This is a genomic window from Nonomuraea sp. CA-141351 (assembly GCF_050944675.1).
In the GTDB taxonomy this organism is placed as follows: domain Bacteria; phylum Actinomycetota; class Actinomycetes; order Streptosporangiales; family Streptosporangiaceae; genus Nonomuraea.
In genome coordinates, this window is record NZ_CP191982.1 from 3726492 (window position 1) to 3751235 (window position 24744).

Consider the following 24744-nt stretch of genomic DNA (forward strand, 5'->3'; position numbering starts at 1 on the left):
GAGGGGTTGAACAGGTCAGGACTTGACGGCACCGGCGATGCCTTCCACGAAGTACCGCTGCAGGACGATGAACAGCCCGACGACCGGCAGCAGCGAGATGGTGGCCGCGGCGGCCATGCCGGACCAGTCGGTGCTGTTCTCGCCTATGAACGACAGCATGCCGACGCTGACGGTGCGCAGGTCGGGCCGGGAGAAGGTGAAGACCAGCGGCAGGAAGAACGCGTTCCAGGTGGACAGGAACGTGAGCACGGTGACGGTGGCCGTCACGGGCTTGGCCAGCGGCAGCATGATGCGGAAGAAGACGGTCATGAACCCGGCGCCGTCGATGAGCGCGCTCTCGGCCAGCTCCTTCGGCAAGCCGCGGAAATATCCGACATAGAGGAGGATCGCCGCCACGTTCGCCGCGCCCGACATCGCCACGATGATGCCGGTCAGCGAGTTGAGCAGGCCGAGCCGCTGGGACAGGTCCACCACCGGGATGATCGTGTAGCCGGCGGGCACGAACAGCGTGGCGACCAGCACGCCCATGATGATCTTGCGTCCGCGGAAGTCGTGCCTGGCCAGGGCGTACCCGGCCATGGCGCACCTGACGACCACGACCACCACCGTGCACACGGTCACGATCACGGTGTTGAGCAGGTATTTCCCGAAGTCCGCCTCGACCCAGGCGCGCTCGTAGTTGTCCCACGCCGGGATGGAGGGCAGCAGGTCGAGCCCCTTGGTGAACACCTCGGCCGACGTCTTCAGCGACGCCGAGACCATCCACAGGAACGGGTAGATCCACATCAGGCAGCCGATAGCGAGCGCGGCGGCGGCGATCCACCAGGGCAGCCGGCGCAGAGTGGCGCTCATGACGCCCTCCTCGTCCGGCGGGTCGCGCGGACCGCGAGGAGTTGCATCAGCCCGATGACACAGACGAACAGGCCGAACAGCACGGCCGCCGCCGAGGCGTAGCCGAGCCTGGGGACGGTTCCGGCGAAGGCCCATCGGTAGATGTACACCTCGATCACCTCGGTCGAGTAGAACGGGCCGCCCCCGGTCATGGTCAGGACGAGGTCGAAGACCTGCAGCGACGCCTCGATCGACAGCAGGGTGATGATGATCAGGAAGGGCTTGAGCAGTGGCAGGGTGATGTGCCGCAGGAGCGCGGGGGCGCCGGCGCCGTCGAGGCGGGCGGCCTCGTACACCTCGTTCGGCACTGTCTGCAGCGCGGCCAGCCAGTAGACCAGGGTGATCCCGGCCCACTTCCACACGTAGACGCCGATCGTCGTGAAGAGCGCCGTCGAGGACTGGCCGAGGAAGTCCACGCCCTCCGTCACCAGACCGGTCTCGCGCAGTGCGAGGTTCACCGGGCCGCTGGCCGGGTCGAAGACGAACTGCATGACCACGCCGACGATCGCCGTGGTGGTCACCACCGGCAGGAACAGCGCCGTGCGGAACAGGTTGCGCAGCGGCATCTTCGGCGAGTTGAGCAGGATCGCCAGCAGCAGCGTGGTCAGCACCTGCAGCGGCACCGCGATGACCATGAAGGTCAGGGTGAGCCCGAACGAGCTCCAGAACATCGGGTCGGCCAGCACCTCCTGGTAGTTGGCCAGGCCGATGAACCGGGCCCCCTCGTCGAACCCGTTCCAGTCGGTGAGCGAGTAGACGTAGCTGGAGATGATCGGGTAGACGGTGAACGCGCCGTACAGCAACACGGTCGGGGTCAGGAACAGCCAGACGTACAGGGTGGTGCGGTTGCGCCGCGGGCGGGCCGTGCCGGTGCCCGCAGCCCGCACGGGGGAGAGCGTGAGCGTCATTCGCGGACCTCGGCCTGCACGCCCGTGGTGCTCTCGTCGACCAGCAGGCGCCACGGCGCCTCGAGCTGGACGGGCTCGCTTTGGTCGCCCTCGATGCGTTCCAGCAGCCGGTCCACGGCCAGCTCGGCGATGCGCTGCTTGTCGGAGACGATCGTGGTCAGCGCGGGGGTGGCGTACCGGCCCTCCTCGAGGCCGTCGAAGCCGGCGATGGCGACGTCCTGCGGCACCCGCAGACCCCGGGACAGCGCGCCCTTCATCGCGCCGAGCGCCAGCAGGTCGTTGTAGCAGAAGACCGCGTCGGGCGGCTCAGGAAGGTCGAGCAGCCGCTCCATGGCGCGCCGGCCGTCCTCGCGCTGGTAGCGCCGCACCGGCACGGCCAGCTCGGGACGGAAGGGCAGCCCCGCCTCCTCCAGCCCCTGCCGGTATCCGGCGGAGCGGTGCGCCGCGGTGTTGCCGCTCGGCCGCTCGACCACGCCGATCGCGGCGATCCTGGTGCGGCCCAGCGAGGCCAGGTGCGCGGTGGCGGCGCGGGCGGCGGCGGTGTCGTCGATGGCGACGTGGTCCACACCCTCCACCTGAATCTCACCCAGCGTCACCGCCGGGCATCTGCCCGCCCAGTTGCGCAGCTCGTCGGCTGGCAGGCCGAGCGGGCTGAAGATGAACCCGTCGAACAGGGCCGACCGGTCGCGGCGCATCAGTATCCGCCGCTCCCGCTCCGCCGTCCCCTCGGTGCGGTCGATGAGCACCGTGTAGCCGCGCTCCTCGGCCCTGTCCACCACGTGGGCGGCCAGTTCGGTGAAGTACGGCACGTCCAGCGGCAGCACCAGGGCCAGCAGGTTGGAGCGGCCGCGGTTGAGGCTGCGGGCGGCCACGTTGGGCCGGTAGTCGAGCTCTTCGAGGGCCTGCTGCACGACGGCGCGGGTCTCCTCGGAGACATAGGCGAAGTTGTTCACGACGTTGGAAACGGTCCGTACCGAGACTCCCGCACGCCGTGCAACGTCACGTTGTGTCACCAAAGTTGGATCAACCTCCAGATCGGGAGTCGAGTGACACCTTGTTGAAGAAGAGTCTTGCCGCGCGGCATGCCGCGTGGCAAGAATGAATTTGCCACGCGGCAACATTCCTTTACAACACGTTCACGCGCCGCATGGTGGAAGGCAGGACCGATGACCGCGATGACTCGGCGGGGATTCCTCGCCGCGGCGGGCGCTCTGGCCGCGACGGCGGCGACCGGCGGCTGTGCCCTGGGCGGTGGCTCAGGCAGCGGCTCAAGCACCGGCGGCGGGGGCGGGGACGCCGCCAACGCCGGCTCGCTGACCTGGTGGGACCACCAGAACCAGCTGCAGAAGGCGAAAGCGGCGATCTTCGCCGACTTCGCCAAGAGCCCGGGAGGTATGCCCGTCCAGTACACCTACTACAACCCGGGGAAGATGGGGCAGGCGCTGCAACTGGCCAAGCAGAGCAACCAGATGCCGGACATCCACTCCAACGCGGGGCTCACGCTGCCCGCCGGGGCGCTCGTGGCCGCCGGCTGGGCGCAGCCGATCAACCTCACTGACCAGGCCAAGGCCCGGGTCGAGGACTCGCTGATCGAGGGTTTGCACGTCTTCGACGGCAAGATCTACGCCTTCCCCATCTTCAGCCACCAGGTCTACGTCGCGGCGTCGTGGTTCAACAAGGAACTGGTCTCGCAGGCCGGGCTGGACCCGCAGGCCCCGCCACGGACCTATGACGAGTTCCGGGCCGCGGCGCGCGCCGTGCAGGACAAGGGCGGCGGTCAGACGTACGGCTGGGTGTGGAACGTCGGCATGCCGAACCGGATGGCCGAGCAAGTTCACGACCTGGCGCAGGCGGCCGGGTTCGAGGGTGGCATCGGCCTGCGGTACGCCACCGGCGAGTACGCCTTCCACGCCGACGAATACCTCGACGTGATCGAGTTCCTGGTCTCGCTGCGCAAGGACAAGCTGCTGGTCCCGGGGGCGAACTCCTGGGTCGACGACGTGGCCCGCGCCCGGTGGACCGCCGGGGTGGCGGCGTACTACTTCGACGGCCCCTGGTGCCCCGGCGTGGCGTTGCAGGCCACGCCCGACTTCGCGGACAAGCTCGACGTCGGGCCTATCCTGGTGCCCAACGCGGGCGACACCGTGGCCACCTACCATGTGCCGCAGCCAGGGGAGTACTGGCTGTCACCGGGCAGCAAGCAGACCGAGGCGGCGAACAAGCTGCTCAGCGAGCACTTCGTCACGGAGGACTACTCGCGCAGGGTCGCCGAGACCATGTCGCAGCCCCCGCGCGACATCAGCGTCGTCGACCAGTCCAGCGCCCACGCCGCCTACAAGAAGCTCATCGGCTGGTTCAAGGAGAGTGTCCACCTCGCCCCCATGCCGATCGCCGGCAACAAGGAACTGCGGCACGTGGACGTCGAGCAGAAGCCGGTGCAGCCCACGCTCGGCGACATCATCCAGGGCGCGCTTACCGGCGACGTCACCGACGTCCGCGCCGCGCTGACCAAGCTGTCCAGCGACACCGCCAAGCAGCGTGACCTGGCCATCGCCGCGGCCAAGGCCAAGGGCGCGAAGGTCAGCCTGGACGACTACGCCTTCCCCAACTGGAAGCCGCGCACGGACTACACCACTTCGATGTACGCAGAACGCTAGGAAGCACCCTTACGTGAACCGACCCAACATCGTGCTCATCATGACCGACCAGCAGCGGGCCGACTGGACCGCCGCAGGCGGCTTCCCGCTGGACACCATGCCCTTCCTGGACGAGCTGATGAGCGGCGGCGTCCAGTTCCGGCGGGCCCACACGACCTCGCCGCTGTGCGTACCCGCCCGCATCAGCCTGCTCACGGGCCGCTACCCGTCCGCGCACCGGGTCAGGCAGAACAGCGCCGCCCAGCACGTGCTGCGCGGCGCCGACCTGGTGGACGTGCTGCGCGAGTCGGGGTACGCGCTGCACCTGGCCGGCAAGACGCACTTCCACCGCGAGCCGGGCGACTTCGACACCTACGCGGCGCCGTACTGGCACGTGGGCGGCCCGCAGAGCACGCCCGAGCACAAGCGGTTCGACGAATGGCTCCTCGCGCAGGACCATTCGGTCGGCCACGAGGCGACGCCGTTCCCGCTGGAGAGCCAGCTCCCCTACCGGATCGTCTCCGACGCGATCGAGGCCGTCGACGCGACGCCGGACGACCGGCCGTTCTTCAGCTGGCTGTCGTTCCCCGAGCCGCACAACCCGTACCAGGTGCCCGAGCCGTACTTCAGCATGTTCGACCCGGACGAGGTGCCCGAGCGGATGGTCGGCCCCGAGGGGGCCGAGCGCAAGGGCGGCACGTACGTGTGGCTGCGGCGGCTGATCGAGGAGAAGCGGCCCGGCTACGACGAGGAGTGGCGGCGCTACCGCGCCAACTACTGCGGCATGCTGCGGCTCATCGACGACCAGGTACGCCGGTTCTTCACGCACCTGCACCAGAGCGGGCGGGACGCCGACACGCTGGTGTTCTTCGTGGCCGACCACGGCGACTTCACCGGCGACTACGGGCTGCAGCGCAAGGGCGCGGGCATGCCCGAGTGCCTGATGCGCATCCCGTTCTCGGTGGTCGGGCCCGGCGTGCGGGCCAGGACCGACGACGTCGACTTCGTCTCGCTCGCCGATCTGTTCCCGACGATCTGCGACGCCCTCGGCGTCGAGATCCCGGCCGGGGTGCAGGGGCGCAGCCTGTGGCCGCTGCTCACCGGCGAGCCGTACCCGGCGGAGGAGTTCGCCACCGGGTATGGGGAGCTGGGCTTCGGCGGGCTACCCTACGGCGTCGAGGAGCGCCCGCCGCTGCACTTCCCGTACGAGGGGCGCACCTTCGACGAGCTGAACACCGTCACCCAGTCGGGCACGACCGTGATGGTGCGGCGGGCGCAGTGGAAGCTGATGCTGGACGAGAGCGGCAACGGGGAGCTGTACGACCTGGACGCCGACCCGGCCGAGCTGGACAACCGGTACGCCGACCCGGAGCTCGCCGGGATCCGCGCCGGCCTCACCACCGACCTCGCCCGGTGGATGATCCGCGTCAGGGACGACCTCCCCGAGGCGGTCTACACGCTCAAACGCGCGCCGCACAACTGGCGGTAGGCCCCGGGGGAGGGTGCTCTGGTGCGCGCCCTCCCCCGGTGTTGACTTGATGGATGGTGCGCCGGGAAGCCTGGTCGGCAACGTCATGAAACTGTCGGCCTGAGGAGAAGGCGCGATGAAACTGATCAGGCTGGCCGACATCAATGCCTCCATGATCGACCTCGTGGGAGGCAAGGCCGCCGGGCTCAGAGAGATGATCAAAGCGGGGGGAGCGCGTCCCCGACGGCTTCTGCCTGACCGTCGAGTCCTACCGGTCCGCGGAGCTGCCCGAGAAGGAGCTGGCCGAAGCGTACGAGCGGCTCGGCGGCGGGCGGGTGGCGGTGCGCTCCAGCGCCACCGCCGAGGACCTGCCCGAGGCCAGCTTCGCCGGCCAGCAGGACACCTTGCGGGTGCCGAATATTCATCCGTGCAGGTCGTGAGGTGATGCGCTCTCTTGTGCTCCCGTCGCGCGCCCCGCACGGCATGATGGGCGATCGTGTTACTGCGGTTGGCCTACTTGACGATGACGATCACCTTCTCGTTCCTGGGGTTGCTACCCCGAACCGATCGGGACAAGGAGATCGAATCTTGGTGTTACGGCACCAGCTGATGGTGCTGCAGCGGCAGGCGGCCAAGCCCGTGTTCACGCCGGCTGATCGGTTCCTTCTCGCCGGGCTGCTTCACCGCCTGCCGACGGACAAGCTCCGGCACCTTATGGTGCTGGTGCGACCGGACACCGTCCTGCGCTGGCACCGTGATGTGCTGCGGCGCCGTCACGCCGCGGCCAGGGCGCCTCGCGGGCGTGGACGTCCACGTACTGTCCGGTCCGTCCGCTTCCTGGTGTTGCGGCTGCCGCGGGAGAACGCCTCATGGGGCTACCGGCGTAGTCACGGTGAGCTGGCCGTACTCGGCATCAAGGTTGCTGCCTCCACGGGCTGGGAGATCCTCAAAGGCCACGGAATCGACCCGTCCCCCAACGGGAGCACACCACCTGGTCCGACTCTCTACGCAGCCAGGCTGGCGCCCTGCTGGCTTGTGATTTCTTCGAGGTCCGCACCCTGACTGGAGCGCGCCTGTACGATCTGGCAGTCATCGAGCACGCCACCCGCCGCGTGCGGATCCTCGGCGTCACCGCACATCTCACCGGACAGTGGGTGACCCAAGCTGGTCGCAACCTTGTCATGGATCTGCAGGACGCCGGCAGCACCGCCAGGTTCCTGATACGGGACCGGGACGCCAAGTTCGCCGCGGCCTTCGACGCCGTGCTGGTCGATGCTGGCATCCGCATCGTTAAGAGCGGCGTCCGGATACCGCGGATGAATGCGATCATGGAGCGGTGGATCCGGACCTGCCGGCGCGAACTGCTGGACCGGACGTTGATCTGGAACCAGCACCACCTTCTGCAGGCGCTGCCGAGAGTTCGAAGCCTTCTACAACGAACATCGGCCACATCGGGCTCTCCACCAGGCAGCTCCGCACCGACCGCTTCCCGCCCCTGACACTGTCCCAACCCGGATCACGGCGCTCGACATCCATCGACGTGATCGACTCGGCGGCATCCTGAGAGAGTATCGACATGCGGCTTGACCTGGCCGGATGATTAATCGGCACCCGCAGGCGCACAGGTTCGCCGGGTCGCCGCTGGGCGTGCTGTCGGTGCTGAACGGCGCCTTCATCGAGGTGATGGTGGGCTTCATGGGCCTGGTCGATTGGGACAGCGGGACCGTTTCGCATTGGGGTGACCCCGATCAGCCGCTGGACGTGACCTCCGTTCAGAACACCGCCGACTACACCGCCGCCGCCGTCCTGGACCCGGCGCTGGCGGACGGCGGGACGGTGCGGTTCGCCGGTGAGGTGCTCTCGATGCGCGGGTTTCACGAGGCGGTCGAGCGCGGCAGCGGCAGAAAGCTGGAGCTGCGGACACTGGGCACCGCCGACGACCTGCGGGCCGAGATCGAGCGAAGAGCCGCCGGGACCCAGAACCCATTCGAGTACGTGGCCCTGCAGTACCAGTGGTGCATGGTGACCGGGAAGGCCAAGTTCGACACGCTCGACAACGACCGCTATCCCGAGGTCAAGCCGGCCACCGTCGAACAGTTCGTCCGCGACGCCGGCCCCGCGGCCTGATCGCCCTCTCGCGGGCCCTTCCCTGACGGGACCGCAGGAGGGCGATGGGTGCCACGTCACGACCGCAGGTCACGGTTGCCTTGCGGGGAAGCGTTCTCGACAGCGGGGCCGGTGCGCCCCGGTCGACGGGCCAGGAGGAACGAGTGGCACAGATCATCGCCGAGGTCTCGCGGACGTTCAACGAATACCTGCTCCTGCCCAACCGGACCCGCATCGACTGCTCACCCGCGGCGGCGGTCCTGCAGGTGAAGAACTTCAAGGCCGGTTTCGTCACCAGTGACAGCCTCGTGAACGGCGTCGTCCGTGGGGGCGTTGATGATTGTCCGGAATCTGCTGGGCACCCTCAGACGGACCCGGCCTCAGCGGGTTGATGCGAGGTTGATCTGGTGTGTGGATAGGGGGTCGAAGCCGTAGTCAGTCTTTGCCTGCCGTGACCTGCCTCAAGGAGGCAAGCACCGCGCCGGTCTCCCTTGGATCGACTGTGATGACAGTGCTCACAACAGTCCTCTCTTCATGAGATTCCCCATGAGATCGCGGACTCCGAAGCCCCAAGGTGCACAGTCCTCGGCGTGCTGGACGCGGTTGACCAGGGTGCCGAGCGCGGGGGAACTGATCCTCACCACATCGCCGGTCTTGTGCGTGAACCCCTCGCCAGGGTGGTCGCGGTCCTGGATGGGCGCGAACATCGTGCCGAGCATGAGGACCGCACCGTCGGGATAGTGATGGTGCGGGCCGATCAGTTGCCGTACCAGCGCTTCCGGATCGCGCGAAATCCGCGCCATCTCCGAGACCGCCTCAAGGCGGAAGCCGTCCTCGCCTTCGATGTCCAGCCGCACCACGAGGCCGCGTACCCGTTCCAGGTCGAACCGCTCGTCGAAGAGCCGGATGAGGGGGCCGAGCGCGCACGACGCGTTGTTGTCCTTCGCCATCGGCAGCAGGAGCGCGGATCGGCCCTCGACATCGCGGAGGTTGACGTCGTTGGCGAGCGTCGCTCCTACGATCCGGCCACTCGACTGGACGATGAGCGACACCTCGGGCTCTGGGTTGTTCCAGGTCGAGGCGGCGAGCACCCCGACGGGCACCGCGGTTCCCATGGCGGAGAGGATCTGACCCTTGGTGAAGATCTCGGCATCCGGGCCGATCCCGACCTCCAGGTACTGACTCCAGGCGCCTTCGGCGATGAGCAGGGTCTTCAGCCGCGCCGCTTCCTCGGAACCTGGCGACAGGTCGTGAAGGTCGGCGCCAACGTCGGCGAACATCCGCCGGCGGATGTCCGCCGCGAGTGCCATGTCGCCGCCGGCCCGCTCCTCGATGACGCGCTCGATCATCGAGACGGCGAAGGTCACGCCGGCGGCCTTGAGCGCCTGGAGGTCGACCGGTGCGAGCAGCCAGGGCCGGGTACTGTCCCGGTCCGTGGACCCGGTGTTGGCGAGCACGTCCCCGAAGCCGCCGACATGCCGGCCATCGAGCCCGGAGACCACGGCAGCGGGTTCCGGCAGCTCGCAGATGTCGCGGACCGTGGGGAACTCCGCGCTGATGTCGATGACCTCTCCGTCGCGGACCACCACGGGTGAGGGCCCTTCGACGAGGGGATCCCAGATCCGGCCGATCAGGACACTGTCCGCGGCATCGTCTGGCAGCGCATCTGCGACCGTCCCGAACCAGGCGAGCTCGTCGGGCGATGACTGGATCATTTGCCGTCCCCCAGATTGAAGAAGGATCGCTCGTCCGCGGGCCGGATGTCGAAGACGGCGTCCCGGAACATCCGCATGGGGTGGGGCGTGAAGGGATGCCGGGCGATCGCCTCGAGATCGAGCTCAATGCCGAGCCCGGCCCCGGTCGGGATGAGGACGTCACCCTCCTCCGTCAGTACGAGTCTCTCGTTGGTGATCTCCGGGCGCCATGGGACGTCAGTCGCCATGATCTCCAGATAGCGGAAGTTGGGCAGGGCGGCCCCGAGCTGCAGCGTCGCCGCGGTGCTCAGCGGTCCGCTGGGATTGTGCGGCGCGAAACCGACGTAGCCGGTCGCGGCGAGCGTCGAGATGAAGGCCAGCTCGGCGATGCCGCCGGCGTGCGTCACATCGGGCTGGACGAAGTCGACCGCCTGACGGGCGAGCGCCGGCGCGAAACCCTGCCGTCCGAACCATCGCTCCCCGGCGGCGATGGGCACCGGCGAGGCCCGGCGGATGTCGACGAGAGCGTCGAGGTTGTCCGGGGGACAGGGTTCCTCGAAGAACACCGGGTCGAACTGCGCGATCTCCCGCGCGATCTTGACGGCGTGGGTGACGTCGAACCGGCCGTGGCCCTCGATGAACAGCTCGACGTCGCGCCCGACGGCGGAGCGTACGGCGTCGATCTGCGCGAGCACGCGGTCCAGCTGCCGGGAGGTGATCGTGAGGTCGTAGTTCTCGAAGGGATCCCACTTGAGGCCGCGGAAGCCGCTGTCGACGGTCCTCCTCGCGGCGGCCGCGTAGTCCTCGGACGTGACGGCTCCGGAGAACCAGCCGTTGGCGTAGGCGCGCACCCGGTCTCGGGTGGCGCCGCCGAGCAGGCGGGAGACCGGGACGCCGAGCTCTCGTGCCGAGATGTCCCACAGCGCCATCTCGAGCGAGCTCAGCGCGGTCATGATGACCGGGCCGCCTCGCCAGTACCAGTCCCTGGCCAGCTCGTACAGGGTGCCGGATATGCGGGTGGGGTCCATCCCGGCCACGGCCTCGGCCAGTTCGGTGATGGCGCCTTGGACGGCGCGTTCCTTGCCCTCCAAGGTCGCCTCGCCCAGTCCGACGATCCCTTCGTCCGTCGAGACGCGGACGATCACCAGGTTGGTGCGGTAGAAGTCGACGACAAGGGTGTCGACCGAGGTGATCTTCATGCTCCGGCTCAGCCCTTCACTGCGCCGGCGGTCATGCCGGCCACTACATATTTCTGCACGAACAGGTAGAAGACGACGGCGGGCGCCGTGAACATGAAGGCGACCGCCATGACCGTCTGCATCGGCGTGCCGAGTTCGCCGATGAAGTTCGCGATGCCGACGGATGCCGGCTGCATTCCGGGGGTGAAGATGAACGTCACGGCGAACACGTACTCGTTCCAGGCGTGGAAGAACGCGATGACCGCGGTGGCGGCGAGCGACGGAGCGATGAGCGGCACGTTGATGCGGGCGAGCACGGTGAGCGGTCGTGCTCCGTCGACCCGCGCGGACTCCTCCAGTTCACGGGGCAGGCCATCGATCGCGCCCTTGAGGATGAGGGCGACGATCGGCAGGACGAAGGCGGAGTTGACCAGGATGAGCCCGCCGAGGGAGTCGAGGAGGTCGAATCGCCGGAAGAGCGCGAACAGCGGCACGACCATGAGAGCCTCGGGAAGCATCTGCGTGAACAGCAGCACGACGGTCACGAGGACCTTGCCCCGGAACGAGAACCGCGAGAGCGCGTAGCCGAGCGGGATGCCGAGGCCGATCGAGAGGACCGTCGTGCCTGCGGCGATCACCAGGCTGTTGCGCAGCCAGGTCGCCGCCTTGCCTTCGGCCAGCGCGTCGATGAAGACCCCGAACTGCGAGAGGTCGGGGATGAGCCTGGCCTTATGGGCGAAGAGCTCAGAATTGCCCGACATTGCGGTGACGAACATCCAGTACAGCGGGAAGACGGCGAGCCCGAGCACGACGAGAACAGCCATGATCCGCAGGGTCAGACCGACGTGGGGCAGTCTCATCAGTGGGCCTCCCTCTCGGCGGCACGGGCGACGAGCCGGCTACCGACGATGACGATGAGCGAGATGACGACGCCGACCATGCCGACCGCCGCCGCCGAGCCGAGTTGCTTGGAGTCGAAGGCCTGCGAGTAGAGGTCGATGACCAGCGTCTGTGTCGCGCCGACCGGTCCTCCCTTCGTCATGAGCCAGATGAGCTCGAATCGCCGCAGCGACCAGATGGTCATGAGGAGGGCGAGCAGGCCGACGGTCGGCTTGATGGCCTGCCAGGTGACGGCGCGGAAGGTCCACCACCGTCCCGCTCCGTCCATCGTCGCGGCCTCGGTGAGGTGCGGGGGGACGGACTGCAGCGCGGACAGCAGCACCACCGAGGTGAACGGGAACAGTTGCCAGATGGTCGTCGCGAGGATCGCCGGGAGGGCGTATCGCGGGCTGTCGAGGATGGCGCCGCCCGGGATGTCGAGGCCGACCGCGTCCAGGAATCGGTTCACGATCCCGTAGTCCGGGTTGAGCATCCAGATCGCGATGAGCGCGACCGCGATACCGGGCGCCGCCCACGGAATGGTCACCAGTGCCCGCGCGAGCCCCCGGCCGCGGAAGTTCTTGTTGAGGAGCAGGGCGACCGCGAGTCCGGCTCCCACGGCGACGACGACACACACGACGACGTAGACGAGGGTGATGAGGAGGGTACGGCGGAAGTCCGCGTCGCCGAAGATACGGGTGAAGTTGTCGAATCCCACCCAGGTGCTGCGTGTGGGATTCAGCAGGGAGGTTCGCGTGAAGCTCAGAAAGATTTCCTGCGCCAGCGGAACGACCTGGAACACCAGGATGAAGAGGGCTGCGGGGGCCAGGAAGAAGTAGGGCGTCCACTTGCTCCCCAGCGGGCTGCCTCGACGCCGGGCCCCTGATCGAGGCCCTGTGATCTGCTGCTGTTCCAGCACGGTCATCGAGTTCGGTCCTTCGAAAGTAGGACGCCGCCGGCGGGAGGGTCTCGCCGGCGGCGTCATCCGGTCAGCCAACCAGTTGGGATGCCTGTTGCTGGGCGCGGTCCAGTGCGGCCTTGAGGTCGACCGTGCCCTGGAGCGCCGCAACGACGTTCTGCACGACGATCTTGCGGATGTCCGGCGTCTTCGCCTCGAACCCCTGGACGATCTGCGGGAGGCTCGACTCGGTGAGGTCGTCGAAGACGGTCAGGTAGGGCGTCTTCTTGAGCTGCTCAGGGCTTCGCTTGGTGGCCGTTGCCACGCTGCTGGCACCGAGGATCTCCTGCAGCTTGACCTGGTTGTTCGGCTCGAGCGCCCACTTGATGAAGGTGGCCGCCGCCTCCTTTGACGGACTCGCCTCGTTGATGACGATAGGTGCGAGGATCGCGCCCTGCTTGCGGACCGGGAACGGGATGGGTGCGACGTCGAAGTTCAGATCGGCGTTCTGACCGCGAGTCGCCGTCGCATAGCCGCCGTTGTTGAGCTCCATGCCGACCTTGCCCTCGGCGAACATCCGGCGGAACGTCGCCGCGTCCGCACCACGCGGGATCACTTTGGCGTCGTACAGGTCCTTGAACGCCTGCAGGCCCTTGAGGTTCGCGGGCGAGTTGATCGTCAGCTTCTTGCCGTCCGACCACGCGCCACCGAAGCCGTAGACGTAATTGAAGATGTCCTGCCACATACCGGCTTCCTCGGCCTCCGTCTGACGGAACGCCAGGCCGTAGGTGTCGCCCTTGGTCAGCGACTTCGCCGTGTCGAAGAACTCCTTGTAGTTGGTCGGGGGTTTCGGGATCAGGTCGGCGTTGTAGAACATCGCGTAGTTCGACGCCTCGAAGATGATCCCGTGACGCTGGCCGTCGTGGACCATGAACTGGTCCGGCTGCTTGAGCAGGTCATACTTGCTGACGTCGATCAGGTCGTTGAGGGGTGCGACGAGGCCGGCATCCGAGGCGGACTCGAACTCCGGCATGTCGAAGCGGATCAGATCGGGCCCTTTTCCGCTGCCCATCTGGGTCAGGATGGTCTGGCCGAAGGTCGGGTACGGCACCGCCGCGGCGGAGACCTGTACCTTGCTCTGGCTCTTGTTGAACTCCTCGAGCCACTTCGTGAGCAGCGGCCCACGGCCCGGATCGCCGAGGGTAGAGGCGGCGAACGTCAGCTTGGTCACGCCGCCTTCGGATCCGCCGTCGGAGCCGCAGCCGGTCAAGAGGGCGGCGGCCATACATGTGACGCCGGCCGCCGCGACCATGCTGCGGCGAAGGCGATGCAGGCTCATTTGTTACTCCAGAGTAATAACCGGTTACTTCCCCGAATATGGTCGGATTTGCAACGATCGTAGCGACATGTGCAACGCTGTCAAGCGGCAGTTGCGCACCTCGCGAGCTTCATTGCATAATATGCAACGCAGAGAGGACGATAAGTGGCGCAATCGATCGAGCGTGCGATCAACCTGATCCGCATGGCGGCGGAGCATCCGCTGACACTCTCGGAGGCCTCGGACGTGCTCGGCGTCCACAAATCCACGGCCCTCCGGATCCTCCAGACGCTGGAGGCCGCACGGTTCGTGCGCAAGACGGGAGCGGGGACATACGTGTTCGGCAGCGGGCTCATCGAACTGTCGGAACTCGCGCTCGGCTCGATGGACCTACGTCAGCTCGCGTCCGCGCACCTGCGCGTGCTTCAGCGGCAGACGGGCCATACCGTGCACCTGGCACAGTTAACCGGTGACGAGATCGTTTACGTCGACAAGGTGGACAGCCCCGCGTTCGACGCGGTGAAGCTGCCGTCACGGATCGGCCGTGCCGTCTCGATCCATGCGAGCGCCGCGAGCAAAGTGATCCTCGCCCACCTCTCCCAGGAGGAACGCGATCGTCTGCTCTCGCACGTCACCTTCGAGCGGTACACCAGCACGACCTTCACCGACCGCGAAGCCTTCGACGCCGAACTCGCCCGCGTCGCCGAGCGTGGCTGGGCCATCGATGACGGCGAGCACGACGCTTATGTCATGTGCGTCGCCGCACCGGTCAGGGATTCGCGTGGACAGGTCATCGCGGCCGTCTCCCTGACCGCGATCGAGGTGATCGCGAGCTTGGACCAGCTGAAGGAGAAGCTTCCGTTCCTGCTGGAGACCTCGGCACTGATTTCGCAGGAACTCGGCTTCACACCCGAGCCCTCGACGGAGCCACCGGCGAGCTGAGACGCGCCCTTCGGGGAACACCCCGCGGGTGTCCCTTCTCCGCACCTGCCCTTCGCGGCCTCCGCCGCGGATCGTCATGGGGGAATGGACACGCGCCGAACCTGGCCACCGCCCCATGACCAAGAAGCAGATCGACGCGATGATGGCCCGCCAGGATCGCGAGTTCAAGGCGCGGCAGGCCTCCGACCGTGAGCGTTGTGATCGTGTCCGCATGCGATATGACCCAGAGCGCGAGCATGCGAGGCTATCTCTGCTCGAACATCAATCTCGGGTGGAGTTCGAACTGCATGAAGTTGCCGGACTGCGCGATGGCACACACTTTCCGGCAATGGACCCGCGCAGACGCGCCGAACAGGTGGCCGAACACGACCGCACCATCGCACAGCTGCGATCAGAGATCGAACGGCTCACCAACCTTGTCGGCGACCCCGAGGACGTCGTCGACGCGCATGGCCGGCTGCCCAAGGATCGGCGCGCCGGCACGTGAGACCCAGATTGAGGGGCGGCAGGAGCCGAATGTACCGCCTTCGCACAGTTTGAAGACGGTGATGCGGCTGAGGTGGGTGGTGTCGGTTCCGCGGCCCCAGCGGGCGCCGTCGGAGTCGACCACGGTCCACTTCTGTAGGTATGTGGTGGCGTATTCAACCCGGACGGCGCGGCTGTCCCGGCTCAGGTCGCAGACCGTGATGTGCTTGCGGTCGGTCGAGACCGTGGCCGAGCCTCAGCCGGCGTCATCCTGCCAGCCGTCAGAGGAACTCGCGGCAGTTGGCGAAGCTGCCAGGAGGGCGGTGAGGGCGGTGGCCGCCAGTGCGATACGAGGGAACACGTGCGATCCGTTCCGGTGAGGAGATCAGAACGGGGCCACTGTGGAGGCAAGGAGCCCTTAGAGCCCGCAGGACAGCGCCCCTCATGGCGTGCCTTGATCAACATTTGCCCTGCAGCTCACCACGACGCTCGGCGTTCCCTCTTGCTGCGCTGCAGCAAGCTTGACGAGAATCCGTTAGCCAGAGGGGAACCCTGTCCCTTGACCAGCGGTTTGCGCGGCTTGCCAAAAGGCGGATGCATCGGCCGGAGGGGGTCTTCCGCCTTGGTCTTCTCTTGGCCCTCCGGGTGGTCTGCCCAGATGTTGGGTGCCTGAACGGTATACCGGCTCCGGTCACATGTGCCCAATCCGTGCCCGCGAGCGGCCGGCGAGCAACCATCCCCGCTTCTCGGCCTCACGCAATGCCTGCAGAATCGAAAATCGCAGGTCAGATGGGGTGTGGAGTGGTAGGGCGTCCGGGGCTCGAACCCGGAACCTACGGATTAAAAGTCCGCAGCGCTCGGTCTCGGATGATGACGAATGATGTCACGGCCTGGCGTTTATGCAGGTAGAGCGCCTACGCGCTTGTCAATCGATGATACAAAAGCCGTGCGGAGCCGGGGCCGTCTAGAACTGCCGGTCTCCCTGCGGTCTCCCCCTTCTACGGCAGTCGCGAGGCGCTCAAGCGGGCGAAGGCGTCAGGCGTGACGATGGGAATGCCATAGGCGCGGGCTTTGCGTGCTTTACCGGACATCGTGTCGGGATCGGCGGCGACCAGCAGCCGGACCCGCTTGGTGACGTTGGCGTGAGCGACGTAGCCGGCCCGGCGGGCCCGTTCCTCCCAGTTCTCGCGTCCATCTTCCATTTCTCCGGTGAAGACAACGAGATCGCCCGGCCGAAGACGGAACCCCCCACCCGGGGCATGGCGTTGGGGTGGTGTGGCCGTCGCCAGAGCATCCTCAACCGCTGCGGGTGAGAGACCGAGGAGGGTGGCGACGAGGTCGAGTTCGTGACGTTCGGCCGGCGTGACATTGCCGTCCGCCTTGGCCGCATGGGCCAGGGCATGCAGGTACTCGTGGTGCAATCGGACCGCGTCATCGCGGCTAAGATCCAGCCGGGCGGCCAGGGCGATCAACGCGTCGGCCTCGCTGGCTGAGATGTGATGGTCGAGAAGCACTTGATCGAGCAGGGCGAAGTAGGGATCGGCCCGGACGGTGTCGAAAGCGCGAGGCAGCCGATCTAGGAGCCGGGCCAGGAAATGGGCGCCGCGCTCCGCCGATACACCCCGGCGCACGGGGGCGGAGTCCATGTGCCGAATAACCGGCCAGGTGAGACCGGCGGCGGTCTGGAGGACGTCGGCCCATGGTGAGCCGGGGTGGGCGAGCATGAGGTAGTGACGCAACAGCTCGGCGGTGGCCCGGGCGTCGATGAGCGCATCGTGCTGACCGTCAAGCGGGATGTCGGCGACGGCGCAGCAGCCAGCGAGCGTGCGCGGTGCGTCTGGCAGGAAGCGGACAGCCTCGGTCATCGTGCAGATGCCGATGGCGTCGAGGTTCGGGATCGACGCGTCGGCCCGAGCAAACTCGTACTCCAGGAAACCCAGATCGAAGTGGAGATTGTGAGCCACAGGCACCCGGCCTCGCAGCAGGTCCGTGATCGTCGCAGCGATGTTCTTGAAGGCAGGCGCATGGCGGACGTCCGCGGCGGTGATGCCGTGGATGCGCTGTGGTCCCAGGTCGCGTTCAGGGTTGACCAGCGTGCTCCATTCGTCGGTGACCTGTCCGAGCGGGTCGAGCAGGATGATCGCGACCTCGATGACCCGGTCATGCCACGATGGCCGCAGGCCTGTGGTCTCAACGTCAATGACGGCATATCCGCGCAGCTTGCTGTTCATGTGACCGCCTTTCGTGGCTCGCACGGAACATCGCGCACTTGACTCTGTCGGGGATCTTGTTCGCTGTCGGGTCAGCTGGCGGCTCGCCAGGAACGCAAGCGCGGGATGCCTTGCTGGTCGAGGTAGTCCTGGAAGGCTGTCGGCGGTCGTGGGGGCGCGCTTTCTCCAGGAGGGTGCCGGCTGAGGCGTTCGACGTTGACGGCGATGGCGGTGAGCACGTGTTGCAGGTGAGCCTTGGCTTGCCCGCGGTAGCGGCAGCGGCGCATGCCATGGCCGTGGGCGAACTCGCAGATGGTGCCCTCGATGCCGGAACGCACCGCGTAGCGCTTGTGCCAGTCCGGTTCTCGCTGCTCCGCGCGGTTGCGCAGCTGCAGTTCGTGTAGTTCTCGCGGAGGAAAGCCCACGTTGCGCGCACCGTCGCGGGAGGTGGTGCACTTGGCTCGGACCGGGCAGGGTTGGCACTGGCTCTTGGTGAAGCGGGCCACGATCAACGGGGCGGCGGTCAGCGAGGATGTCGGATAAGGGCCGTGCCAGCCCTTGCTGACCTGGCCCTGCGGGCAGGTGACTTCCTGGCGGTCGAAGTCGATGCGAAAGTCGTCGCGGGCGAAACCCTCACCCTGGCGGTTTTGGTGGGTGGGGTTGCCTGGAAGCGGTCCGACCACGGTGATCTGGTGTTCACGTTCGGCCTGTTCGAGGTGGACCAGGGAGGTGTAGCCACCGTCGACTAGGTGCTGCTCGGGCCGTAGGCCCCGGCGTTCCAGCCGGGTGTGGATGCCGGGCAGGACCTCGGTGTCAGCGCTGGTCGCGGGCATGGTGACCACATCCGTGATCACATTGGGGCCGTCGCCGAGCAGGTCTCGGTCACGTGCGCGAGGAACCCCTGCCAACGGGTGACCTGCCCCCGGACGCGCATAGCGGGCCGTCAGGTCGTAGGGCGAGATGATCCGCTTGGCCGAGGGCGGCAGACCGCTATCGTCGTCTTCGTCACGCCAGCGCAGCCGCCCGGAGGAGTCGCAGTAGTAGTTCTGCACCAGGATCTGTCGCAGGGCCTGCACTTGGGGGCCGCCCAGCACGCCGGGATGGTTTCGGCTCAGGTGTTCCAGCAGGCGACGGGCATCTGCCCCGGTGGTGTTGATCCTGGTCTTGGGCCGGGTGGGGTTCTTGCCCAGGCGGACCTGCCGACCATAGCGGCGTCCCCAGTCCTCATCGACCAAGCCGTTCAGCGCCTGAGCGGCAGTGCGGGCCCGTTCCTCCAGGGCTGCGCGCATGGCCTCGGTGACCAGCTCCAGGCGGGTCAGGCCGCGCACGGTGGCCAGGACATGGGTGGAATCGGTGCGCTGGGTGGTGCGCTCGCGGACCAGTCCGGCCTCCTTCGGACGGGCCAGGGCCAGATCGAGAAGCCGGTCCGCCCGCCCGTCCTGCAGCAGGCGGTCACGGAAGTCACCGAGCACGCTGTGGTGGAAGCCGGGGTCGTCCAGTTCGAGGCCGAGCGCGTACTTGAAGTCGATGCGACAGCGCACGGCCTCGGCGGCATCGCGGTCGGAAAGGTCCAGCACGAATTGCAGCACGCTCACCGTGGCCAGCTGAGCAGGTGAGAGTCCCGGCCGTCGCGGGGATACCACTGCGCGAAGTCCTCATCGCTCCATAACCCGTCCAGCCGGTCGCGGATCCACATGGCCGGGGTGCCACGGGGATTACTCGCTCGTGCTACCCGGGCGGTGAGCTCCGGGACCTCCAGCGCGGACCGGGGACGAACCGGTAGAGACACCTGACCACCTCGGGGGAATGACCGACTTCACCGACCCCAGAAGCCTCACAGTTACTGATCAGTCACCCTTCGGGACATGCCGGATGTTTTCAAGATTCCCGACAGAGTCAAGCTTAGCGGCGAAGGTTACGGATGAGCCTCAGGTGTAGGCGATGAGCCGGCCGCAGGCGACCACTCCCGTCCAGGTGACCAGTGAGATGGCGCCTGCAACCCGGGCCTTGGCCGGGGTGCGGCGGGCGTCGTCCCATACGTGCACCCTGCGGTAGACGCCGAGGTGGAACAGGGCGATGTTGAGCCCGGCCACCATCAGCAGGACGAGCTTGACCGGCGCGGCTCCGGTTCCGGCCACCTCCCGCGCCCCTGCCGCGAACATCGCCGCCCCGGACAATCCGGTGGCGGCGAACCCGGCCCGGGCCACCGGCAGCAGGTGGCGCGCCGCCGCCACGACAGAGACCGCACCCCGTCCCGCCCCGAGCAACCGCAGGTCGAACAGGGCGGCCGGGCCGACCAGCAGCGCCAGACCGAGGAGGTGTGCCACCTCCAGGGAGGAGTACACCCAGGGCGTCACCCTGACGAACTCCGCCACCCACGTATCCTCCAGCCAGCCGAGCGCCTCCAGCCACACGCCTTCCTCCGAGCCTGCCTCTGCCTGGAGCGTCGCATGGGACCGCCCCGCCGACGCCTCCGGCCCTGTACTGCCGTGCCCGGCCGACCTCGCGTTGGCAGTCCTCATGTGTCGCGTCTCCTCATGGCGCGCACCGCCACGACCGCTCCACCGGCCACCAGCACCGCGCCCGCCACGAGCCAGGGCAGTGGCCCTGAGACGGAACCGTCTGACGTTCCGTCAGCCGAGTCCGGCGAGCCACCCTGTTCGCTCGGGCCGACCGGGGTGGGGGCTGGGGGCGGGACATCAGGCAGGGGGACCGAGCGTTGGCGGATGGCGCGTCCGTCTTGGCGTACCAGCAGTTCGGGCCGGAACTCGCTGGCGTGTTCCCTGCTGACATATCCGACCGCCTCCAGTCGTTCGCCCTGGGCCACCCGGTCCGGCATCCCCCATGCCGACAGCCGCTCCACTGGCGCGAGCACCAGCACCACCTCATCGGCTGGCCCTTCGAACGGCTGGGTGCGGCCCAACACGTCCCGCCCGCCGAGCGCTTCCAGCTCGGCGGGGATAGATCGCTGGGCGAGCCCGGCAGGCAGGCGCACCGGGGCGGACACGCGAAGCTGAACCTCTGGGTGCGGGTTGCCCCACCGCACCGCCGTCACCGTCCCCGAGACGTACAGCGGCTGTTCGGTATGGAACTCCTCCCACCCGTGGTGCAGCGTGCTGAGCAGGGCGGTGAGTCCAACAATCATCGACTTCATAAGGCCACTGTCTTCGACCCATTCGACATATCCGCATTTAGCGTCAAATAGGCATCGATTGATATAAATGACATATGAATCTCCAGCAGCTCCGCTACGCCGTGGCCCTCGCCGAGGAGCTGAACTTCGGCCGGGCGGCACTGCGTGAGGGTGTACGGCAGCCACCGTTCAGCCAGCAGATCGGCAAACTGGAGGAGGAACTGGGCGTGCGGCTGTTCGAGCGCACGACCAGGCAGGTACGCCTGACTCCGGCGGGCCAGGCGTTCGTCACCGAAGCCCGCAGCAGCCTGGCCCATGCCGACCAGGCGGCGGAGTCGGCCAGACGGGCGGGCCGGGGCGAGGCGGGGCGGCTGGTGATCGGGTTCGTGGGGTCGGCGACCAACCTCACGCTGCCGAAGGTGTTGCGCCGCTTCCGCACCCGCTACCCCGGGGTGCAGGTCGAGCTACGTGAGCTGCCCACCGCTCAGCAGGCCGAGGAACTACGGCAGGGGCTGCTCGACGTCGGCCTGCTGCACGCACCGCTCGCCGGACCCGCGGCCGAGGTGCTCACGACACAGACGGTGGCCCGCGAGCTGCTGCTCGCCGCGCTGCCCACCGGCCACCGCCACAGCGCCTATACGTCGCTGCCGCCCGCGGCGCTCGCGGAGGAGCCGTTCGTGCTGTTCCCGCGCCGGTACGGGCCTGGGCTGCATGACCAGATCACCGCCGTGGCCAGGGCGGCCGGGTTTGAGCCCAGGATCGTCCAGGAGGCCGTGCAGATGCAGACCATCGTGGGGTTGGTGGCGGCGGGGATCGGCGTGTCGATCGTGCCCGAGTCAGTGGCCCGGCTGCGGCGCGGCGACGTCGCCTTCCGCCCGCTGACTCCGCCGACCAGGGTCGTCACCCTGGACCTGACCTGGCGCACCAGCGACGCGAACCCGGTGCTGCGCAACTTCCGCTCCCTCTTCCGCACCCCGCCCACCGCCACCCCGTAAAGCCCACCGGCCGCCGCGGCGACTTCATGCGTGGTCGTGCCGGTGGTGGGCGCGCCGCCTCCCCCGGCGCAGAGTCAATCGCGATTTCGAAGCCTTGAGCGCGGTTACTTCGATCGCACTTGAGCCCCACCGGGCCGCTCAGATGATCGCTTGCCGGAGCCTGGCACGTCCGCCTCCATGCCGCACTTGCCACCGTCAAGGACAAGGCTCCGGTCATCGCGTGGCGGGGGTGCGGCGAGACTCGGTGAACGCTATGCCTGATCGGGATCGACCCGCGGGGTCTGGTGGGCCGCAGCGCGGCGGTCGTGTGTTCCGGGAGCCTGGGAGGCGCGCCCGCGCCTTCGGCGCCTCCTGCGGCATGTAGCTCGGCGCCGTCCTGTGCAGCCTCTACATACGTAAGGTGGGCCGGATGTGGCTGGACAGGTCCACGCCCGGCGCCAGTTAACGGAGAGGACTTCTTCTCCGTGAAACGCGTAAAGACGCTCGGCCTGACCGGGCCGGCGGCCTGTACCTGCCCTCCGAGGCATCCGGCGGCGTGCAGAGCGGCCTGGAGCCGCCGTAGCATCGGCATCAGGTTCGGGGCGGCGTGCCCTGGGTTGTTCGGCGGGAGGGCGATCAATCCGTGGCAACTTCGCGCACGACCTGGACGAACTCGCCCACCAGCGGGTTGACCGTGCCCATCGGCCATGCCAGTGCGATCCGGAGCGGCTCGACGTCAGTAATCGGCAGCCACGTCAGCTCGGGATGCGCGTAGTACTCGGCCATGGAGCGCACCCCGATGCACACCGCCGCTCCCGTGGCAACATGTTCCAGCATCTCATCGACGTTGTCGTTCTTCGGCCCCCACGCCGGCGCGGACCCATCGGGCCGGGGGTTCACCGCCCACCAGTCGACCCACGCGGCCGGCGCCACCTCAGTCCACCCGATCGGCTCGTCGCGCAGGTCGGCTATGCGCACCGACTCCCGCCCGACCAGCCGATGGGTGGCGGCCACCGCCACGTACCTGGGCTCCGTGGCAACCACCTCGCTGCGCAGCCCGGTCAGATCAGCGGGCAACCACACGAAGGCGACGTCCACCTGCCCGTCCCGCAGCGCCCGCGTCTCGCCAGCCCACGCGAACCGTTTCGGCTCGATGCTCGCCTCGGGGCGACGGGCGGCGAGCGCGGTCCGCGCCCGCCGGGCGAGCGGACCGCCGCCCGCGATGACGAACCCGACCCGCAGCACGTTGCGGGCGGCCGCGGCGGTGGTCCGTACGAGTCTCGTGGTCTCCTGCCACTCGGCGAGATGGCGACGTGCCGCGGCCAGTAATTGCTCACCGGCCGGGGTGAGCCGGACCTCGGGCCGGGTGAACAGGTCGGCGCCGAGCCGCTCCTCCAGTTGCCGGATCTGCCGGGACAGCGACGGCTGTGCCACGAACAGTTCCTTCGCGGCCTGCGTGAAGCTCAGCCGTTCAGCGACGGTGACGAAGTAGCGCAGTACCCGGGTGTCCATGTCCATGCCTGAAATGTATGGGCATGGGTATTGGCCCGCGACGTCTCCCAGCTGGTTGCCTGTCGGCATGACCACGCACATGCCAGACCAGAGCACGCGGTCGAGAAGAAGCGTCCTTACCGCGGGTGTCACCGCGGTGGCCGTCACCGCTCTCACGCCCGGCGCCGCCACTGCCCTCACGATCCAGCAGCCACGTGACCGGTTCGCGGGTAAGGTCGTGCTGATCACCGGTGCCACATCCGGCATCGGTGCCGCCACCGCTCGCGCATTCGCGGCCGAGGGGGCGGCGGTGTTCTTCTGCGGTCGGCGCGAGGCGCTCGGCAACCAGGTCGCTGCGAGCATCCGGGCCGCGGGCGGCCAGGCCATCTTCCGGCGGGCCGACGTCCGCGAGGAGGACCAGGTACGCGACTTCGTCGAGGGATGCGTACGCCGCCACGGCCAGATCGACATCGCCGTCAACAACGCCGGGATCGAAAGCCCCCGCGCGGTTCGCCTGCACGAGCAGACCCTCGCCGACATGGAAGCCGTCTGGCGCACCAACGCCGCCGGTGTCTTCCTCGGCATGAAGTACGAGATCCCGAGGATGCTGGAGCGGGGCGGCGGCGCCATCGTGAACACGGCATCAGTGTCCGCCGAGGTCGGGTGGGCCACGATCGCGCCGTACAACGCGAGCAAACACGCCGTCGCGTCGTTGACGAAGGTCGCGGCCTTGGAGTACGCGGCCGACGGCATCCGGGTGAACGCGTTGGCACCAGGTGCCGTGGACACGCCCATGTTGCAGCGTGCGGCCGAGGCGTTCGAGATGACCTACGAGCAGATCGCCCAAGACTACCCGATCAAGCGGATCGTAGCTGCCGAGGAGATCGCCAGGGTCGTCATGTTCCTCGCCTCGGACGACTCGAGCGCCGTCCTGGGCCACGACCTCGACGCCACCGGCGGCTACCTCGCCCGCTAGGCTCATCGGCCAAGTTCTGATCTTCGCGTTTGCGGTGATCGAGTGGCGTTATAGACGTTCCACGCATCGCGGATTGTGGCTGTTTCGGTACGGTGTCCCGCTCGGTAAGACGGTTCCGACATGTTCCGGATGACGGGTGAGCACGTTGGTCGCGTTTGCCATGCGCACCCCGGGGTGCGCTCAGCGGCCGAGAATGCTTCAGCCCTGACTCGACGATGGCTCTCGTCTTGCCGCGGCGGCGGGCGATGCGGCGGTAGCGTCGGCCGAGGAAGGTGTTGGTCCTGCCGGCCGAGACCGCGGCTTCGCCCAGGACGCGGGCCAGATGGGGGTTGCCGTGGCCGGTGGCGCTCCGGCCTTTCTTCCGACCGGCCGATTCCTTCATCGTGAGGGCGAAGCGTGCCCAGGAGGCCGGATGGCCGGCGGTCGGGAACCGAGTCATGTCCAGACCGATTTCGGACGGGATCAACGAGGCGGCGGTGCGTCCGATGCCGGGGAGGCCGGCGCGGGCCTGCCGAACGTGTCGGTCCTGTCCTGCTTGGTGCGGTCCGTTCTGTGTGGCTCGGGCAGCCTGGAGGTG

General features: G+C 67.9%; 24 protein-coding genes and 1 pseudogene. 9 read left to right on the forward strand and 16 right to left on the reverse strand.

Annotated elements, in window-relative coordinates; all coding sequences use genetic code 11:
- Positions 1-15: 15 nt before the first annotated feature.
- Genes ACQPWU_RS17610 through ACQPWU_RS17620 form a run of 3 tightly spaced genes read right to left on the reverse strand, consistent with a single transcriptional unit; the run spans position 16 to position 2812 of the window.
- Positions 16-852 (reverse strand): carbohydrate ABC transporter permease, encoded by an 837-nt coding sequence (locus tag ACQPWU_RS17610; protein ID WP_433441288.1) that lies wholly within the window; start codon positions 850-852, stop codon positions 16-18.
- Complete coding sequence (locus ACQPWU_RS17615; protein WP_433441291.1) at positions 849-1799, reverse strand: carbohydrate ABC transporter permease; 951 nt, start codon at positions 1797-1799, stop codon at positions 849-851. The genes ACQPWU_RS17610 and ACQPWU_RS17615 overlap by 4 nt, the downstream gene beginning before the upstream one ends.
- The gene (locus ACQPWU_RS17620) at positions 1796-2812 is read right to left on the reverse strand and encodes a LacI family DNA-binding transcriptional regulator (RefSeq protein ID WP_433441293.1); all 1017 of its coding nucleotides are present in this window, start codon (positions 2810-2812) and stop codon (positions 1796-1798) included. The genes ACQPWU_RS17615 and ACQPWU_RS17620 overlap by 4 nt, the downstream gene beginning before the upstream one ends.
- 153 nt (positions 2813-2965) lie before the next feature.
- Here ACQPWU_RS17620 and ACQPWU_RS17625 point away from each other — a divergent pair, with 153 nt between their 5' ends.
- The 3 genes and pseudogenes from ACQPWU_RS17625 to ACQPWU_RS17635 form a co-directional block, all read left to right on the forward strand.
- Positions 2966-4456 carry an ABC transporter substrate-binding protein gene (locus tag ACQPWU_RS17625; protein WP_433441296.1) on the forward strand — a complete coding sequence of 497 codons (1491 nt, stop codon included), beginning with the start codon at positions 2966-2968 and terminating at the stop codon, positions 4454-4456.
- A 13-nt stretch (positions 4457-4469) separates the two neighbouring features.
- The gene (locus ACQPWU_RS17630) at positions 4470-5924 is read left to right on the forward strand and encodes a sulfatase-like hydrolase/transferase (RefSeq protein WP_433441298.1); all 1455 of its coding nucleotides are present in this window, start codon (positions 4470-4472) and stop codon (positions 5922-5924) included.
- 115 nt (positions 5925-6039) lie between these two features.
- A pseudogene (locus ACQPWU_RS17635) lies at positions 6040-6307 on the forward strand (PEP/pyruvate-binding domain-containing protein); the annotation flags it as partial.
- A gap of 600 nt (positions 6308-6907) precedes the next feature.
- Here ACQPWU_RS17635 and ACQPWU_RS17640 read toward each other — a convergent pair.
- A complete protein-coding gene (locus ACQPWU_RS17640) occupies positions 6908-7297 on the reverse strand; it encodes a hypothetical protein (protein WP_433441300.1) in 390 nt (129 codons plus the stop codon).
- A 202-nt stretch (positions 7298-7499) separates the two neighbouring features.
- Between ACQPWU_RS17640 and ACQPWU_RS17645 the strand changes: the two genes are divergently transcribed.
- A complete protein-coding gene (locus ACQPWU_RS17645; protein ID WP_433441301.1) occupies positions 7500-8030 on the forward strand; it encodes a hypothetical protein in 531 nt (176 codons plus the stop codon).
- Positions 8031-8173: 143 nt separating this feature from the next.
- Positions 8174-8401, forward strand: coding sequence for a hypothetical protein (locus ACQPWU_RS17650; RefSeq protein ID WP_433441303.1), 228 nt, complete (start codon positions 8174-8176; stop codon positions 8399-8401).
- Positions 8402-8524: 123 nt separating this feature from the next.
- Here the strand turns inward: ACQPWU_RS17650 and ACQPWU_RS17655 are convergent, their stop codons facing one another.
- The 5 genes from ACQPWU_RS17655 to ACQPWU_RS17675 form a co-directional block, all read right to left on the reverse strand.
- Positions 8525-9724: a fumarylacetoacetate hydrolase family protein gene (locus ACQPWU_RS17655; protein ID WP_433441306.1), complete on the reverse strand. Its 1200-nt coding sequence runs from the start codon at positions 9722-9724 to the stop codon at positions 8525-8527.
- A complete protein-coding gene (locus tag ACQPWU_RS17660) occupies positions 9721-10902 on the reverse strand; it encodes a mandelate racemase/muconate lactonizing enzyme family protein (RefSeq protein ID WP_433441308.1) in 1182 nt (393 codons plus the stop codon). The genes ACQPWU_RS17655 and ACQPWU_RS17660 overlap by 4 nt, the downstream gene beginning before the upstream one ends.
- Positions 10903-10910: 8 nt before the next feature.
- Complete coding sequence (locus ACQPWU_RS17665) at positions 10911-11741, reverse strand: carbohydrate ABC transporter permease (protein WP_433441311.1); 831 nt, start codon at positions 11739-11741, stop codon at positions 10911-10913.
- The gene (locus ACQPWU_RS17670; RefSeq protein ID WP_433441314.1) at positions 11741-12685 is read right to left on the reverse strand and encodes a carbohydrate ABC transporter permease; all 945 of its coding nucleotides are present in this window, start codon (positions 12683-12685) and stop codon (positions 11741-11743) included. Before ACQPWU_RS17670 ends, ACQPWU_RS17665 begins: the two co-directional genes overlap by 1 nt.
- 64 nt (positions 12686-12749) lie before the next feature.
- Positions 12750-13997: an ABC transporter substrate-binding protein gene (locus ACQPWU_RS17675; RefSeq protein ID WP_433441317.1), complete on the reverse strand. Its 1248-nt coding sequence runs from the start codon at positions 13995-13997 to the stop codon at positions 12750-12752.
- A gap of 144 nt (positions 13998-14141) precedes the next feature.
- On the opposite strand from ACQPWU_RS17675, the gene ACQPWU_RS17680 reads away from it, so the two are divergent.
- Positions 14142-14918: an IclR family transcriptional regulator gene (locus ACQPWU_RS17680; protein WP_433441320.1), complete on the forward strand. Its 777-nt coding sequence runs from the start codon at positions 14142-14144 to the stop codon at positions 14916-14918.
- A 115-nt stretch (positions 14919-15033) separates the two neighbouring features.
- On the forward strand, positions 15034-15405 hold the full coding sequence (locus ACQPWU_RS17685; RefSeq protein ID WP_433441322.1) for a hypothetical protein: 372 nt from the start codon (positions 15034-15036) through the stop codon (positions 15403-15405).
- Positions 15406-16381: 976 nt separating this feature from the next.
- On the opposite strand, the gene ACQPWU_RS17690 is transcribed toward ACQPWU_RS17685, so the two are convergent.
- The 5 genes from ACQPWU_RS17690 to ACQPWU_RS17710 form a co-directional block, all read right to left on the reverse strand.
- Complete coding sequence (locus tag ACQPWU_RS17690; protein ID WP_433441324.1) at positions 16382-17614, reverse strand: exonuclease domain-containing protein; 1233 nt, start codon at positions 17612-17614, stop codon at positions 16382-16384.
- A 71-nt stretch (positions 17615-17685) separates the two neighbouring features.
- Complete coding sequence (locus tag ACQPWU_RS17695) at positions 17686-19188, reverse strand: transposase (RefSeq protein WP_433441326.1); 1503 nt, start codon at positions 19186-19188, stop codon at positions 17686-17688.
- The gene (locus tag ACQPWU_RS17700) at positions 19185-19382 is read right to left on the reverse strand and encodes a hypothetical protein (RefSeq protein ID WP_433441328.1); all 198 of its coding nucleotides are present in this window, start codon (positions 19380-19382) and stop codon (positions 19185-19187) included. The genes ACQPWU_RS17695 and ACQPWU_RS17700 overlap by 4 nt, the downstream gene beginning before the upstream one ends.
- A 139-nt stretch (positions 19383-19521) precedes the next feature.
- The gene (locus ACQPWU_RS17705; RefSeq protein ID WP_433441330.1) at positions 19522-20115 is read right to left on the reverse strand and encodes a hypothetical protein; all 594 of its coding nucleotides are present in this window, start codon (positions 20113-20115) and stop codon (positions 19522-19524) included.
- Positions 20112-20738: a hypothetical protein gene (locus ACQPWU_RS17710; RefSeq protein WP_433441332.1), complete on the reverse strand. Its 627-nt coding sequence runs from the start codon at positions 20736-20738 to the stop codon at positions 20112-20114. The genes ACQPWU_RS17705 and ACQPWU_RS17710 overlap by 4 nt, the downstream gene beginning before the upstream one ends.
- Positions 20739-20821: 83 nt before the next feature.
- On the opposite strand from ACQPWU_RS17710, the gene ACQPWU_RS17715 reads away from it, so the two are divergent.
- The gene (locus ACQPWU_RS17715) at positions 20822-21721 is read left to right on the forward strand and encodes a LysR family transcriptional regulator (protein WP_433441334.1); all 900 of its coding nucleotides are present in this window, start codon (positions 20822-20824) and stop codon (positions 21719-21721) included.
- Between the two features lie 615 nt (positions 21722-22336).
- On the opposite strand, the gene ACQPWU_RS17720 is transcribed toward ACQPWU_RS17715, so the two are convergent.
- Entirely contained in the window at positions 22337-23218 is an 882-nt protein-coding gene (locus ACQPWU_RS17720) for a LysR family transcriptional regulator (RefSeq protein WP_433441337.1), read from the reverse strand.
- Between the two features lie 130 nt (positions 23219-23348).
- Here ACQPWU_RS17720 and ACQPWU_RS17725 point away from each other — a divergent pair, with 130 nt between their 5' ends.
- On the forward strand, positions 23349-24167 hold the full coding sequence (locus ACQPWU_RS17725; protein WP_433441339.1) for an SDR family NAD(P)-dependent oxidoreductase: 819 nt from the start codon (positions 23349-23351) through the stop codon (positions 24165-24167).
- Here ACQPWU_RS17725 and ACQPWU_RS17730 read toward each other — a convergent pair.
- Complete coding sequence (locus ACQPWU_RS17730; RefSeq protein WP_433445229.1) at positions 24088-24654, reverse strand: transposase; 567 nt, start codon at positions 24652-24654, stop codon at positions 24088-24090. The two genes, ACQPWU_RS17725 and ACQPWU_RS17730, sit on opposite strands and share 80 nt — an antisense overlap.
- Positions 24655-24744 lie beyond the last annotated feature (90 nt).

Bases quoted from the DNA above. Each gene is read 5' to 3' on its own strand.
- ACQPWU_RS17610 (WP_433441288.1), bottom strand. From the start codon at position 852: ATGAGCGCCACTCTGCGCCGGCTGCCCTGGTGGATCGCCGCCGCCGCG.
- ACQPWU_RS17615 (WP_433441291.1), bottom strand. From the start codon at position 1,799: ATGACGCTCACGCTCTCCCCCGTGCGGGCTGCGGGCACCGGCACGGCC.
- ACQPWU_RS17625 (WP_433441296.1), top strand. From the start codon at position 2,966: ATGACCGCGATGACTCGGCGGGGATTCCTCGCCGCGGCGGGCGCTCTG.
- ACQPWU_RS17645 (WP_433441301.1), top strand. From the start codon at position 7,500: ATGATTAATCGGCACCCGCAGGCGCACAGGTTCGCCGGGTCGCCGCTG.
- ACQPWU_RS17655 (WP_433441306.1), bottom strand. From the start codon at position 9,724: ATGATCCAGTCATCGCCCGACGAGCTCGCCTGGTTCGGGACGGTCGCA.
- ACQPWU_RS17660 (WP_433441308.1), bottom strand. From the start codon at position 10,902: ATGAAGATCACCTCGGTCGACACCCTTGTCGTCGACTTCTACCGCACC.
- ACQPWU_RS17665 (WP_433441311.1), bottom strand. From the start codon at position 11,741: ATGAGACTGCCCCACGTCGGTCTGACCCTGCGGATCATGGCTGTTCTC.
- ACQPWU_RS17670 (WP_433441314.1), bottom strand. From the start codon at position 12,685: ATGACCGTGCTGGAACAGCAGCAGATCACAGGGCCTCGATCAGGGGCC.
- ACQPWU_RS17675 (WP_433441317.1), bottom strand. From the start codon at position 13,997: ATGAGCCTGCATCGCCTTCGCCGCAGCATGGTCGCGGCGGCCGGCGTC.
- ACQPWU_RS17685 (WP_433441322.1), top strand. From the start codon at position 15,034: ATGACCAAGAAGCAGATCGACGCGATGATGGCCCGCCAGGATCGCGAG.
- ACQPWU_RS17690 (WP_433441324.1), bottom strand. From the start codon at position 17,614: ATGAACAGCAAGCTGCGCGGATATGCCGTCATTGACGTTGAGACCACA.
- ACQPWU_RS17705 (WP_433441330.1), bottom strand. From the start codon at position 20,115: ATGAGGACTGCCAACGCGAGGTCGGCCGGGCACGGCAGTACAGGGCCG.
- ACQPWU_RS17710 (WP_433441332.1), bottom strand. From the start codon at position 20,738: ATGATTGTTGGACTCACCGCCCTGCTCAGCACGCTGCACCACGGGTGG.
- ACQPWU_RS17715 (WP_433441334.1), top strand. From the start codon at position 20,822: ATGAATCTCCAGCAGCTCCGCTACGCCGTGGCCCTCGCCGAGGAGCTG.
- ACQPWU_RS17720 (WP_433441337.1), bottom strand. From the start codon at position 23,218: ATGGACATGGACACCCGGGTACTGCGCTACTTCGTCACCGTCGCTGAA.